The following is a 12,833-nucleotide window of genomic DNA, read 5'->3' on the forward strand; positions in this document are numbered from 1 at the left end:
CCGTACGAACACGTATGGTAGGCTGGCCTGCCCCGATTCAACCCTGCCTGTCCAAGCAGATGAAGCCTTCCGTCCTGCGCCACGGCATGAACCTGTGGCCGCCGTTCCTGTTTTCCGGCATTCATGTGGCGGACATCGCCCCGGACTGGAGCCACGCCCGGGTCGAGCTGCGCATGCGTCCGTGGAACCGCAACTACGTCGGCACCCACTTCGGCGGCAGCCTGTTCTCGATGAGCGACCCGTTCTGGATGCTGCTGCTGATGCAGCAGCTGGGCCGCGACTACTACGTCTGGGACCAGAGCGGCTCGATCGACTTCATCAAGCCAGGCCGCGGCACGGTCTGGACCCGTTTCGACGTCGGCCCGGAGACCTTGGCCGAGGTCCGCGCCGCCACCGCCGGCGGCGCCAAGTACCTGCACTGGTTCGAGAACGAGATCTTCGACGCCGCCGGCGACGTGGTCGCGCGGGTGCGCAAGCAGGTCTACGTGCGGCGCAAGCCGGACCGCCGCCCCGCTCAGGGCGAAGGCGCGGCCGGCTGAAGCCGGCTGGCCGGCAACGGCACCGACCAGCTGCCGTCGGCGTCCGCCCCCTTCGCCCAGAACACCGGCGTACCCAGCGTTCCGGCTTCCAGGTCCTGCTGGAACGGCCGCGCCGGGCTGCGAAGCGCCGCCGGCACCCGCTCCAGCGCCGCCGCGTCGATCGGCCCGTCCTGGTCGCGCAGCCACAGCAGCGCGGCTACGGTGCGCAGGCGGGCGTCGGCGTCCTGCAGGCGCATGCCGTACTCGGCGTAGGCCGGGGATGCGATGTCGGCGAGGATGCAGCCGATCGCGTTGGACACGCACGCCAGCGAGCGCCGCGAACGCGGCGGCGTCGGATCGCGCAGCGGCTGGTCCTGGGCCAGCTGCCGGCGGGCTTCCCCGCCGCAGTACCAGGCGAAGGTCGGCGCCGCGCGGGCGGCGGTGCGTTCGGGATCGAACAGCAGCCCCAGCGCCCAGGCGGGGACCTCGTGCTCCACCGCGCTGGCGGCGACCTCGGCATTGACCTGGGTGCGGAGGCCGCCGGCCATGAAGCGGCCCTCGCTGAGCATGGTCCGGCACACGCCCTGCTCCAGCGCGACCGGCCGTTCGAAGGCCTGCCGGCACTGCTCCGGCAGCGGATGTTCGCGCGGCAGTTCGGCCAGCATCTGCGCCAGCAGCTGCGCGTTGCCCTGGACCATGGCCGCGCCGATCATGCTGCCGACCAGCGAGTCGCCGCTTTCGATGAGCTGGCGGCCCGTGGCCACGTCGCGGCAGGCATCGGCCAGCGCCAGGTCGGCCTGGCCTTCGGCGAAACGCCAGGCGGTGCGCGTCGTCAGCCGGGTCAGGACCTGGAAGCCCGGCAGCGGCATGTCCAGCCGCGGCGGGAAGGGATTGGGGAATCCGTCGTACCCGTGCAGGGCCTCGGCACGGTCCAGCGCCCGGGCGTTGCGCTCCAGCAGGCCGGCGTAGGCGTCGCGGGCGCCACGCACCTGCCCCTGCCCGAGGCAGTCGGCGCCGCGCAGGTTGCACCAGGCCGGATCGCCGTCGCGAGTCACCGCCAGCGACGGCCGCTCCTGCAGGAGGCTGCTCCAGTCGCTGCTGCCATCCCGGCGCAGCGGGGTTGCCTTGAAGCGACGCACTTCCTCGGCCACCAGGCTGACCTGCTCGCCCTCGGGGATGTCGTGGGACGCGGTGTACAGCGCCGCGAAACCGTCCCGCGCCGGCGGCGCCGGCGGTTGGTCCAGCAGGGCCAGCGCCTCGCGCTCCGCCCCCGACGCGCCCAGGGCCCGCGACAGCACGTACGCCCCGGCCACGCACAACACCAGCACCAGGGCTGCGGCCAGCAGCCACTTCAGGAAACGGACCATGCATCCCCCAATCGGCACCCCTTGCCGCGCGGCAGGATAGCAGCCGCCGGCGCTACAATCCGCCGCATGTCCCCCGACCCCTCCGCGCCGCAGCGCGCCTCGCTGCAACGCCTGTTCCTCACCGGCCTGTTGACCCTGTTGCCGATCTGGCTGACCTGGGTGGTGATCAAGTTCGTGTTCGTGCTGCTGTCGAGCATCAGCGCGCCATGGGTGGTGCCGCTGTCCGAACGCATCGCCGACTCGTTCCCCGCCTATGCCCACTGGGGCAAGGCGCTGTGGGTGCAGAACACCATCGCCATGCTGGCCACGGTGCTGGTCATCCTCGGCGTGGGCATGCTGGCGCGGCGCGTGATCGGCCAGCACCTGCTGCGCTGGTTCGAGGCCCTGATCGCCCGCGTGCCGCTGGCCAATACCATCTACACCAGCGCGCGCAAGCTGCTGGACATCCTGCAGACCAAGCCGGGCAGCACCCAGCGCGTGGTCCTGATCGACTTCCCGCACCGGGAAATGAAGTCCATCGGCCTGGTCACCCGGGTGCTGAAGGAGGAAGGCAGCGGTCGCGAGCTGGCGGCGGTGTACGTGCCGACCACGCCCAACCCCACCTCCGGCTACCTCGAGGTGGTGCCCGTGGAGCTGCTGACCCCGACCGACTGGACCGTCGACCAGGCCATGGGCTTCATCATTTCCGGCGGCGCCGTCGCCCCGGAGAGCATGCCCTTCACCCGCGCGGGCGACCGCCAGTGAGCACGCCTGCCGCGCGCCTGCTCGACGACCGCGCGGTGAGGCTCTACATCGCGCTGGGCGCGTTCTTCTGCGTCAACGCGGTGCTGGCCGAGTTCATCGGGGTCAAGATCTTCGCGCTGGAGGACAGCCTCGGCATCGCGCCGCTGGAATGGAACCTGTTCGGCCAGACCGGCTCGCTGAACTTCACCGCCGGCACCCTGCTGTGGCCAGTGGTGTTCATCATGACCGACACCATCAACGAGTTCTTCGGCCGCCGCGGGGTGAAGTTCATCTCCTGGCTGGCGGTGGGGCTGATCGTGTACGGCTTCCTGTTCGCCTTCGCTGCGATCGAGCTGGCCCCGGCCGGCTGGTGGCGCGGCGCCGCGGTGGCGCAGGGCGTGCCGGACTACCAGGCCGCCTACGCGGTGGTGTTCGGCCAGGGCCTGTGGACGATCGCCGGCTCGATGGTGGCCTTCCTGGTCGGGCAACTGATCGACGTGGCGGTGTTCCATCGTATCCGCCGCGCCACCGGCGAGCGCTGGGTGTGGCTGCGCGCGACCGGTTCGACCGCGGTCTCGCAGCTGGTCGACAGTTTCGTGGTGATCTGGATCGCCTTCGTGCTCGGCCCGCAGAAGTGGCCGACCTCGCTGTTCCTGGCGGTGAGCACGCTCAACTACGCATGGAAGATGCTCGCGGCGATCGCGCTGATCCCGCTGCTGTACCTCATGCGCCACCTCATCACCCTCTACCTGGGCGCCGGACGGGCCCGCGAGCTGCGCCACCAGGCCGCAAGCTGAGCCGCAGGTGAGCGGGCGCGCTGGCCTGCGCCGGCGCGATGCGGCACTCTCCCGGGCTTCGCGTTCCAACGGAAGCCCTGCATGATCCGCCCCCGCGCCTTCTGCCTCGCCCTGCCCGTCGCCGTGGCCCTGCTGGCCCCGGCGCAGGCCGATGCGGCGAAGAAGAAGGCGTCGCGCCCGGCTGCCACCCAGGCCGCGCCGGCGAAGGCCGAGGACAAGGCGACGAAGCTGCAGCGCCTGTACCAGGGCTACTGGGAGGAATCGCTCAAGCTCAACCCGCTGCAGGCGACCTTCCAGGGCGATCCGCGCGGCAACCACCAGCTGCCCAACTACCTGTCGCCGGAATTCCGCCAGCGCAGCCGCGAATTCACCGAATCCTGGCTGGCGAAGGTGGAAGCGGTCGGCGAGGACGGCCTGCAGGGCCAGGACCTGCTCAGCTACCGCATCTTCGTGCGCAACGCGCGCGACGCGCTGGAAGGCGAGCGTTTTCCCGGCTGGATGCTGCCGCTGAACCCGTTCAACAACCCGGCGACGCTGGTGGCGATGCTCGGCTCCGGCGCCAGCGCGCAGCCGTTCCGCACCGTGCAGGACTACGACAACTGGCTCGCGCGCGCCGGCCAGGTACCCGCGCTGTTCCGCCAGGCCATCGCCAACATGGAACAGGGCATGGCCGCCGGCGTGGTGCAGCCGCGGCCGCTGATGGAGAAGGTGCTGCCGCAGCTGGACGCGGTGATCCGGCCCAGCGCCGAGGAAAGCATCTTCTGGAATCCGGTGCGCAACATGCCCGACGACTTCAGCGAGGCCGATCGCGCGCGCCTGACCGAAGCCTACCGGCGCACCATCGAACAGCAGCTGCTGCCCTCCTACCGCATGCTGCGCGGCTTCGTCGCCACCCGCTACCTGCCGGCCACGCGTGACACCGCCGGCCTCGGCGCCCTGCCCGATGGTGCGGCCTGGTATGCGTGGAACGCGCGGCAGAGCACCACCACCACGCTGCCGCCGGAGCAGCTGCACCAGGCCGGGCTGGACGAGGTGGCGCGGCTGCAGGCGGAAATCCCCCAGCTGATGAAGGAGGCGAAGTTCCGCGGCAACCTGCAGAAGTTCCTCCGCTACGCGCAGACGGACCGCCGCTTCGAGTTCGCCGACGAGGAAGCGCTGCTTGGCTTCCACCGCGGCCTCGAGGCGAAGGTCATGGCGAAGGTGCAGCAGCAGTTTTCGCTGCTGCCGAAGGCCGCGCTGGAGATCCGCCCGGTCGAGGCCTATCGCGCGCGTTCGGCCGCCGCCGGTTCCTACCTGCGGCCCGCCGCGGCCGGCGCGCCCGGCGTGTTCTACGTCAACACTTCCGACCTGCCTTCGCGCCGCAGCTGGAACGCCGAAGCGCTGTTCCTGCACGAGGCCGTCCCGGGCCATCACTTCCAGCTGGCCCTGCAGCAGGAACTCGAAGGGCTGCCGGCCTTCCGCAGCGCCGGCGGCGAGGCCGCGTTCACCGAAGGCTGGGCGCTGTACGCCGAATCGCTCGGCCGCGACCTGGGCCTGTACCAGGATCCGTGGTCGCGCTTCGGCTACCTGCAGGGCGGGCTGTGGCGTGCCGCGCGCCTGGTGGTGGATACCGGCATCCACGCCAGGGGCTGGAGCCGCGAGCAGGCGATCGCCTACCTGGTCGAGAACCTCGGCGCCAGCCGCGCCGAGGCCGAGGCGGAGACCGACCGCGTGATCGCCATGCCCGGCCAGGCCCTGGCGCCCAAGACCGGCGAACTGAAGATCCTGGAGCTGCGCCGCCGTGCAGAAGCCGCGATCGGCCCGCGCTTCGACGTACGCGAATTCCACGCCGAGGTGCTGCGCGACGGTTCGGTGCCGCTGGACGTGCTGGAAGCGCGGATCGACGCCTGGATCGCGACACGCCGGGCGCCGACGGGTTAACCTCGGGCGGCGACGCCGGAGGGAGTCCGGCGAAGGGGAACCGCGTGACCGGCCTGTTGCCACTGCTCGCCCTGGCGGCGATGTCCGCCGCATCGGTCCAGCCGACGCCCGTCGATCCGGGCGCGGTCGACGCGCTCATGCGCGACTACGCCGGCGACGTGCCCGGCGCCGCCGTGCTGGTGCTGCGCGATGGCGAGCCGGTGCTGCGCCGCGGCTACGGCCTGGCCCACCTCGAGGAAGGCATGCCCGTCGACGCGCGGACGAACTTCCGCCTGGCCTCGGTCACCAAGCAGTTCACCGCCGCCTCGATCCTGCTGCTGGCCGAGGACGGCAGGCTGACGCTCGACGACCCGGTCAGACGCTGGCTGCCGTCGCTGCCGCCGGCCGCGGACGCGGTGACCCTGCGCCACCTGCTAAGCCACACCTCCGGCCTGGTCGACTACGAGGACCACCTGCCGGAAGGCCTGCAGGGCCAGGTCCACGACATCGACGTGCTGCGCATCCTCGAAGGCCAGGACCGCACGTATTTCCCGCCGGGCAGCGCCTACCGCTACAGCAACAGCGGCTACGCGCTGCTGGCGCTGGTGGTGGGCGAAGCCTCCGGCAGCGACTTCGCCAGCTTCCTGCGCCAGCGCATCTTCGCGCCGCTGGGCATGGTCAACACGGTCGCCCACCAGGACGGCGTGGACACGGTGGCGGACCGCGCCTACGGCTACAGCCTGGTCGACGGCCGCTGGGTCCGCACCGACCAGAGCCCGACCAGCGCCGTGCTCGGCGACGGTGGCATCTACTCCTCGATCGACGACCTGGCGCGCTGGGACGCGGCCCTCTACGACGACCGCCTGCTGCGCCCGGAATCGCTGCGCCTGATGTTCACGCCCGCCACCACCACGCCCACCGGCGAGGACGACGTGGCCCATTACGGCCTGGGCTGGCGCCTGCAGGGCGAACGCGTCTGGCACAGCGGCGAGAGCATCGGCTTCCGCAACGTGATCGTGCGCTGGCCGCGGCAGCGGCTGACCGTGGTCGTGCTGAGCAACCGCAACGGCCCGGAACCCTATCCGCTGGCCCTGGAAATCGCCCGGATATACGCTCCGGCCGCGACGCCCTGAGCGGCGTCCGGGGAATATTCCTACATCGTTCCCGCCCTCCGGCCGATGGCGGGACGGCGCTCCAGGCCCCAGCATCGGCCGGCGACGTCAATGGAGGATGTGCCGAATGCTCGAGATCCGCTCGCTGTCCAAGACCTACGCCAATGGCGTGCAGGCGCTGAAGGACGTCACCCTCGACATCCCGCGCGGCATGTTCGGCCTGCTCGGCCCCAACGGCGCCGGCAAGTCGACGCTGATGCGCACCATCGCCACCCTGCAGGACGCCGACAGCGGCAGCATCACCCTCGACGGGCTGGACGTGCTCAAGGACAAGACCGGGGCGCGGCGCCGGCTGGGCTACCTGCCGCAGGTATTCGGCGTGTACCCGAAGGTCTCGGCCGAGGCCATGCTCGACCACTTCGCGGTGCTCAAGGGCGTGACCGCGCGCAGCGAGCGCAAGGAGCTGGTGCAGGCGCTGCTGCAGCAGGTCAACCTGTGGAACGTGCGCAAGCGCAAGCTCGGCACCTTCTCCGGCGGCATGCGCCAGCGCTTCGGCATCGCCCAGGCGCTGATCGGCCAGCCCTCGCTGATCATCGTCGACGAACCCACCGCCGGCCTGGACCCGGAGGAGCGCAACCGCTTCCTCAACCTGCTGGCCGAGATCGGCGAGAACACGGTGGTGATCCTGTCCACCCACATCGTCGAGGACGTCACCGACCTGTGCCCGCGCATGGCCATCATCGCCGCCGGGCAGGTGCGCCTGGCCGGCGAGCCACGCGAGGCGATCCGCGCGCTCGAAGGGCGGATCTGGCGCAAGCGCGTGGACAAGGCCGAACTGGAGGAGGTGATCCGCCAGCACGCGGTGCTGTCGGCGCGCCTGGTCGCCGGGCAGCCGGTGGTGCACGTGCTGGCCGAAACCGACCCGGGCGAGGGTTTCGCCGCCGTGCCGGCGAACCTGGAGGACGTCTACTTCGGGGAGCTGCGCAAGGTCGCGCTGGCTTCCGCCCCGGCGCAGGCGGCCTGACCCATGCTGGCCCACATCCTGTCCTTCGAGCGCCGGCTGCTGCTGCGCAACGGCGTGTTCTGGATCGTCATGCTGGTGTTCGGCCTGCTGGCCTTCGGCAGCATGGTCTCGGACAACGTCAGCTTCGGCGGCGGGGTCGGCAACATCAAGCGCAACGCCCCGGCGGTGGTGATCAGCCTGCTCGGCAGCTTCAGCTACCTGGCGGTGCTGCTGACCACGATCTTCGTCGCCGGAATCGCCCTGCGCGATTTCGAGCAGCGGACGGCCGAGCTGTTCTTCGCCACGCCGATGCGCAAGCGCGACTACCTGCTCGGGCGCTTCGGCGGCGGCTTCCTCGCCAGCCTGGCGATCCTGGTGGCCACGGCACTGGGCCTGTGGCTGGGCAGCCTGATGCCGTGGCTGGACCAGGCGCGGCTGGGGCCGACGCCCTGGTCGGCCTATGCCTGGTCCTTCGCGGTGCTGGTGATCCCGAACCTGCTGTTCCTGTCGGCGATGCTGTTCCTGCTGGCGACGGCGACGCGCTCGATGCTCTACACCTACATCGGCGTAATCGCCTTCTTCGTGCTGTCGACGGTGGCCGGCTACCTGACCCGCGACCTGGACACGCGCTGGATCGGCGCCCTGCTCGATCCCTCCGGCACCACCGCGGTGGGCGAGCACATCCGCTACTGGTCCAGCGAGCAGTACAACACCCGCCTGCCGGCGCTGAGCGGCATGCTGCTGGCCAACCGCGCGCTCTGGCTGGGCCTGGCCGTGGTCCTGCTGCTGGCGGCGTTCCGCCTGTTCCGCGCCGACCGCGAGGGCATCGTCCTGCGCCGGAAGAAGAAGCTGGATGACGCGGCCGCGTCCCCGGCCTCCGCGCTGCCGGCCCAGGCACTGGCCGGCGGCCGCCTCGCCCTGCCGGCCGTCACCCTGCGCCAGGACCGCGCGGCGCGCTGGGTGCAGTACTTGAAGATGGCGGCGTTCGACCTGCGCGTGACCGTCGCCGGCGCACCCTACCTGGTGATGCTGCTGCTGGGCCTGCTGATGATCTTCACCGGCCTGAAGTTCGGCGCCTCGATGTACGGCACCGAGCTGTACCCGGTGACCCGGCGCATGCTCGGGGCGATCGAGGGCGGCATGGGCCTGTTCCTGGTCATCGTGATCACCTTCTACGCCGGCGAACTGGTCTGGCGCGAACGCAGCCAGCGCATCGCCGAGACCACCGACGCCTTGCCGCTGCCGGACTGGGTCACCCTGGCGGCGCGCATGACCGCCCTGGCCGGACTGGTCGCGACGATGATGCTGGCCGGCGCGGTGTTCACCATCGGCTGGCAGCTGGCGCATGGCTATACCCAGCTGGAACCGCTGCTCTACCTCAAGGGCATCGCCCTGGTGGTGGTGCCGTTCGTGCTGATGGCGGCGCTGGCGGTGTTCCTGCAGGCAGTCAGCGGCAACAAGTTCATCGGCTACCTGCTGATGATCGTGTACCTGGTCGCGCGCGCGGCCATGGGCATGCTCGACCTGGACCACCTGCTGTACCGCTACGGCTCGGCCACGCCGATCCCGTATTCGGACATGAACCACTACGGCCACTTCGTCGGCCCGCACCTGCTGCTGCGCGCCTACTGGGCCGCGTTCGCGCTGGCGCTGCTGGTGGTGGCGCTGCTGGCCTGGCCGCGCGGCACCTCGCTGGCCCTGCGCGACCGCCTGCGCCTGGCCCGCGCGCGGCTGCGCGGGCCGGCCCTGGCCACGCTGGTGGGCTCGCTGCTGGTGTTCGCCGGGCTGGGCGGCTGGATCTTCTACAACACCAACGTGCTCAACGAGTACGTCCCCGGCGACCTGGCCAAGGAACGCGCCGCGGACTACGAGAAGACCTACCGCCAGTACAAGGACCTGCCGCAACCGCGCATCGCCTCGATCCGGGCGGACGTGGACATCTTCCCGGAGGAGCGGCGCCTGGACATCCGCGGCCGCTACCGCCTGGAGAACCGCAGCGGCGTGCCGATCCAGGACCTGCACGTGAGCCTGGACCCGGAATTCGAGGTGCGCCGGCTGGAGTTCGGCCCGCACACCGTGGCCAAGGCCGACGAGGTCCACGGCTACACGATCTACCGCCTGGCCACCCCGCTTGCGCCGGGCGCGGAGCTGGACTTCGAGTACGAGCTGTCGATCCGTCCGACCGGCTTCCCGGTCGGCGGCGGCAGCACCGCGGTGGTCTACAACGGCACGTTCTTCAACAACTACGCCGTGCTGCCGCAGTTCGGCTACAACGAACGCCGCCAGCTGCAGGACCGCAACGACCGGCGCAAGCAGGGGCTGCCGCAGCTGCCGCGGATGAACCCGATCGACGATGTCGCCGCGCGGGGCTCCAACTACCTGACCACCAACGGCGACTGGGTCGAGTTCGAGACCACCGTCTCCACCAGCGCCGGGCAGGTCGCGCTGGCGCCGGGCTACCTGCAGCGCGAGTGGGAGCAGGACGGCCGCCGCTACTACCACTACAAATCGGAAGCGCAGGTGCTGCCGTTCTTCTCCTGGCTGTCGGCCGACTGGAAGGTGGTCCGCGACCGCTGGAACGACGTGGCGATCGAGGTCTACCACCACCCGGCGCACGCCTGGAACGTGCCGCGGATGATCGACTCGACGAAGAAGTCGCTGGACTACTACACCCGCAACTTCTCGCCGTACCAGTTCCGCCAGTTCCGGATCCTGGAGTTCCCGGGCTACCAGAGCTTCGCCCAGGCCTTCGCCGGGACCATCCCGTACTCGGAGGCGATCGGCTTCGTCGCCGACCTGCGCGACCGCGAGGACATCGACTACGTGTTCTACGTGACCGCACACGAGGCCGCGCACCAGTGGTGGGCGCACCAGGTGATCGGCGCCAACGTACAGGGCGCGACCGTGCTGTCCGAGTCGCTGGCCCAGTACTCGGCGCTGATGGTGATGGAGCAGGAGTACGGGCCGCGGCAGATGCGCCGCTTCCTCAAGTACGAGCTCGACAACTACCTGGGCTCACGCGCCACCGAACGGGTCGAGGAGCAGCCGCTGGCGCTCAACGAGAACCAGCAGTACATCCACTACCGCAAGGGCTCGGTGGTGTTCTACGCCCTGCGCGACGCCATCGGCGAGGAGAAGCTCAACGCGGTGCTGGCGGAGTTCCTCCAGCAGTGGGCATTCAAGGGCCCGCCCTACCCCACTAGCCGCGACTTCCTCGACCTGCTGTACGCGCGCACCGACGCCGGACACCATCCGTTCATCCGCGACCTGTTCGAGCGGATCGTGTTCTGGAACCACCGCGTCACCGCGGCCGAGGTGCGCAGGCGCGACGACGGCAAGTACGCGGTGGCCCTCAAGGTCCACGCCGAGAAGGTCTCCACCGACGGCAAGGGCAAGGAGACCGCGGAACCGGTCGACGTGCTGGTCGACATCGGCGTGTTCGCGCGGCCGCCCGGCGGCAAGGAAGCGGACGAGAAGGTGCTGTACCTGGCCAAGCACCGCATCACCCAGGCCGAAACCACCCTGGAGCTGGTGGTCGACGAACTGCCCTACGAGGCCGGCATCGACCCGTACAACAAGCTCATCGACCGCGACTCCGAGGACAACCGCAAGAAGGTCACGGTGCTGCAGTGACGCCGGTCCGCGGCCCTGCTCCGGCAGGGCCGCGGGGACCACGCCCGGGCTTCGGTGATCAGAAAGGGGCGATCACCACCACCGCCTCAGCGCAGGTCGCCGATCACCACCTGCGCGGCGTTGTGTCCCGGCGCGCCGGTGACGCCGCCGCCCGGGTGCGTGCCCGAGCCGCACAGGTACAGCCCCGGGATCGCGCCGCGGTAGCCGGCCTGGCCCAGCATCGGTCGCGCCGAGAACAGCTGGTTGAGGCTCAGCGCGCCGTGGAAGATGTCGCCGCCGACCAGGCCGAACTCGCGCTCGAGATCCAGCGGCGACAGCACCTGCCGGCCGAGCACCGACGCGGCGAAGCCCGGCGCGAAGCGGTCGACCGTGGCGACCATCAGGTCCGCCACCTCCTCGCGGTGGTCGTCCCAGCTGCGCCCGCCCGGCAGTTCCGGCGCCACGTGCTGGCAGAACAGGCTGGCCACGTGCATGCCCGGCGGCGCCAGCGAATCGTCGAGCGTCGACGGCACCAGCATCTCCACGATCGGTTCGCGCGACCAGCCGTGCTCGCGCGCATCGCGCCAGGCGCGGTCCATGTAGTCCAGCGACGGCGCCAGGATGATGCCGGCGGTGAGGTGGTCGCCCGGCCCCGGCATCGCACTGAAGTCCGGCAGCTTCGACAGCGCCACGTTCATGCGGAAGGTGCCCGAGCCGCAACGCCAGTTGCGCATGCGCTCGGCGGTCGCCGGCGGCACGGCGTCGGCCGGCAGCAGCCGCTGGTACAGCAGCTTCGGATTGACGTTGGCGACCACCGCCGGGGCGTGCAGCGTTTCGCCATCGGTGGTGACCACGCCGGTGGCGCGCCCGCCCTCCACCAGGATGCGCTCCACGCCGGCGCCGGTACGGATCTCCACCCCGGCCGCGCTGGCCGCGCTGGCCATCGCCTGGGTGATCGCGCCCATGCCGCCGATCGCATGACCCCAGGCGCCCTTCACCCCGTTGGCCTGGCCGAACACGTGGTGCAGCAGCACGTAGGCCGTGCCCGGTGCATACGGGCTGGCGAAGTTGCCGACGATGCCGTCGAAGCCGAACAGCGCCTTGATCGGCCCGCTTTCGAACCAGCGGTCCAGGTACTCGGCCGCGGAGATCGAGAACAGGTCCAGCAGCTCCTGGCGCAGGGTCTCGTCCAGCGCATGCAGCTGGCGGCCCAGCTTCGCGGTGCGCAGCAGTTCCGGCAGCGCCTGCCACCAGCCGCCACTGGTGACGTTCGGCGGCGGCTGCAGGGCCAGCGCGCGCAGCACGTCGGCGATGGCGTCCAGGCGCGCCTCGTAGGCCGGGAGTCTCTCCGCGTCGCGTCGCGAGAACTTCGCCACCTCCTCCGCGGTGCGGCCGGCGCCGGTCAGCAGGTAGCCGCCGTCCGGCAGCGGCAGGAAGTTGTTGTGCCTGCGCAGCACCACGCGCAGGCCGTGGCCATGCAGGTCGAGGTCCTCGATCACCTTCGGCTGCAGCAGCGAGACCGTGTAGGACGCCACCGAATTGCGGAAACCCGGATGGAACTCCTCGGTGACCGCCGCTCCTCCCACCACGCCGCGCCGCTCGAGCACGGTCACCGACAGGCCGGCCCGGGCCAGGTAGGCCGCGCAGACCAGGCCGTTATGGCCTCCACCGACCAGCAGTACGTCCGTCTGCTTGTGTGACTTCGTCATCTGTACAGGTATACCACTGCGCCTATACTGCCCGCGCAGGGGGGCCAGCGACGGGGAATACGCATGGCCGCGACGCAGTGCATCCGCTCCACC

General features: G+C 70.6%; 9 protein-coding genes. 7 read left to right on the forward strand and 2 right to left on the reverse strand.

Going from position 1 to position 12,833, the window contains the following annotated elements:
* Positions 1–59: 59 nt before the first annotated feature.
* A complete protein-coding gene (locus tag M503_RS0112530; protein WP_028918663.1) occupies positions 60–539 on the forward strand; it encodes a DUF4442 domain-containing protein in 480 nt (159 codons plus the stop codon).
* On the opposite strand, the gene M503_RS0112535 is transcribed toward M503_RS0112530, so the two are convergent.
* The gene (locus tag M503_RS0112535; RefSeq protein WP_028918662.1) at positions 515–1,885 is read right to left on the reverse strand and encodes a hypothetical protein; all 1,371 of its coding nucleotides are present in this window, start codon (positions 1,883–1,885) and stop codon (positions 515–517) included. The genes M503_RS0112530 and M503_RS0112535 overlap by 25 nt on opposite strands.
* Positions 1,886–1,951: 66 nt before the next feature.
* Here M503_RS0112535 and M503_RS0112540 point away from each other — a divergent pair, with 66 nt between their 5' ends.
* From M503_RS0112540 to M503_RS0112565, 6 genes are all read left to right on the forward strand, one after another.
* Positions 1,952–2,629, forward strand: a complete 678-nt coding sequence (locus M503_RS0112540) for a DUF502 domain-containing protein (RefSeq protein ID WP_028918661.1) — start codon at positions 1,952–1,954, stop codon at positions 2,627–2,629.
* The gene (locus tag M503_RS0112545; RefSeq protein ID WP_028918660.1) at positions 2,626–3,405 is read left to right on the forward strand and encodes a queuosine precursor transporter; all 780 of its coding nucleotides are present in this window, start codon (positions 2,626–2,628) and stop codon (positions 3,403–3,405) included. Before M503_RS0112540 ends, M503_RS0112545 begins: the two co-directional genes overlap by 4 nt.
* 81 nt (positions 3,406–3,486) lie before the next feature.
* Positions 3,487–5,325, forward strand: coding sequence for a DUF885 domain-containing protein (locus M503_RS0112550; protein ID WP_028928281.1), 1,839 nt, complete (start codon positions 3,487–3,489; stop codon positions 5,323–5,325).
* A gap of 80 nt (positions 5,326–5,405) precedes the next feature.
* Positions 5,406–6,437, forward strand: coding sequence for a serine hydrolase domain-containing protein (locus M503_RS0112555; protein WP_081721041.1), 1,032 nt, complete (start codon positions 5,406–5,408; stop codon positions 6,435–6,437).
* A 106-nt stretch (positions 6,438–6,543) separates the two neighbouring features.
* The gene (locus tag M503_RS0112560) at positions 6,544–7,440 is read left to right on the forward strand and encodes an ABC transporter ATP-binding protein (protein ID WP_028928283.1); all 897 of its coding nucleotides are present in this window, start codon (positions 6,544–6,546) and stop codon (positions 7,438–7,440) included.
* 3 nt (positions 7,441–7,443) lie between these two features.
* Entirely contained in the window at positions 7,444–11,052 is a 3,609-nt protein-coding gene (locus M503_RS0112565) for an ABC transporter permease/M1 family aminopeptidase (RefSeq protein ID WP_028928284.1), read from the forward strand.
* Between the two features lie 86 nt (positions 11,053–11,138).
* Here M503_RS0112565 and M503_RS0112570 read toward each other — a convergent pair whose 3' ends face one another.
* A complete protein-coding gene (locus M503_RS0112570; RefSeq protein ID WP_028928285.1) occupies positions 11,139–12,740 on the reverse strand; it encodes a phytoene desaturase family protein in 1,602 nt (533 codons plus the stop codon).
* Positions 12,741–12,833: the final 93 nt, after the last annotated feature.

The sequence above is a fragment of the Pseudoxanthomonas suwonensis J47 genome (assembly GCF_000513955.1).
Taxonomy (GTDB): Bacteria; Pseudomonadota; Gammaproteobacteria; order Xanthomonadales; family Xanthomonadaceae; genus Pseudoxanthomonas; species Pseudoxanthomonas suwonensis_C.

What these genes read in the sequence shown, in the direction of transcription:
- M503_RS0112555 (WP_081721041.1), top strand. Translation starts at nt 5,406, where the DNA reads ATGTCCGCCGCATCGGTCCAGCCGACGCCCGTCGATCCGGGCGCGGTC.
- M503_RS0112570 (WP_028928285.1), bottom strand. Translation starts at nt 12,740, where the DNA reads ATGACGAAGTCACACAAGCAGACGGACGTACTGCTGGTCGGTGGAGGC.
- M503_RS0112530 (WP_028918663.1), top strand. Translation starts at nt 60, where the DNA reads ATGAAGCCTTCCGTCCTGCGCCACGGCATGAACCTGTGGCCGCCGTTC.
- M503_RS0112540 (WP_028918661.1), top strand. Translation starts at nt 1,952, where the DNA reads ATGTCCCCCGACCCCTCCGCGCCGCAGCGCGCCTCGCTGCAACGCCTG.
- M503_RS0112550 (WP_028928281.1), top strand. Translation starts at nt 3,487, where the DNA reads ATGATCCGCCCCCGCGCCTTCTGCCTCGCCCTGCCCGTCGCCGTGGCC.
- M503_RS0112565 (WP_028928284.1), top strand. Translation starts at nt 7,444, where the DNA reads ATGCTGGCCCACATCCTGTCCTTCGAGCGCCGGCTGCTGCTGCGCAAC.
- M503_RS0112535 (WP_028918662.1), bottom strand. Translation starts at nt 1,885, where the DNA reads ATGGTCCGTTTCCTGAAGTGGCTGCTGGCCGCAGCCCTGGTGCTGGTG.
- M503_RS0112560 (WP_028928283.1), top strand. Translation starts at nt 6,544, where the DNA reads ATGCTCGAGATCCGCTCGCTGTCCAAGACCTACGCCAATGGCGTGCAG.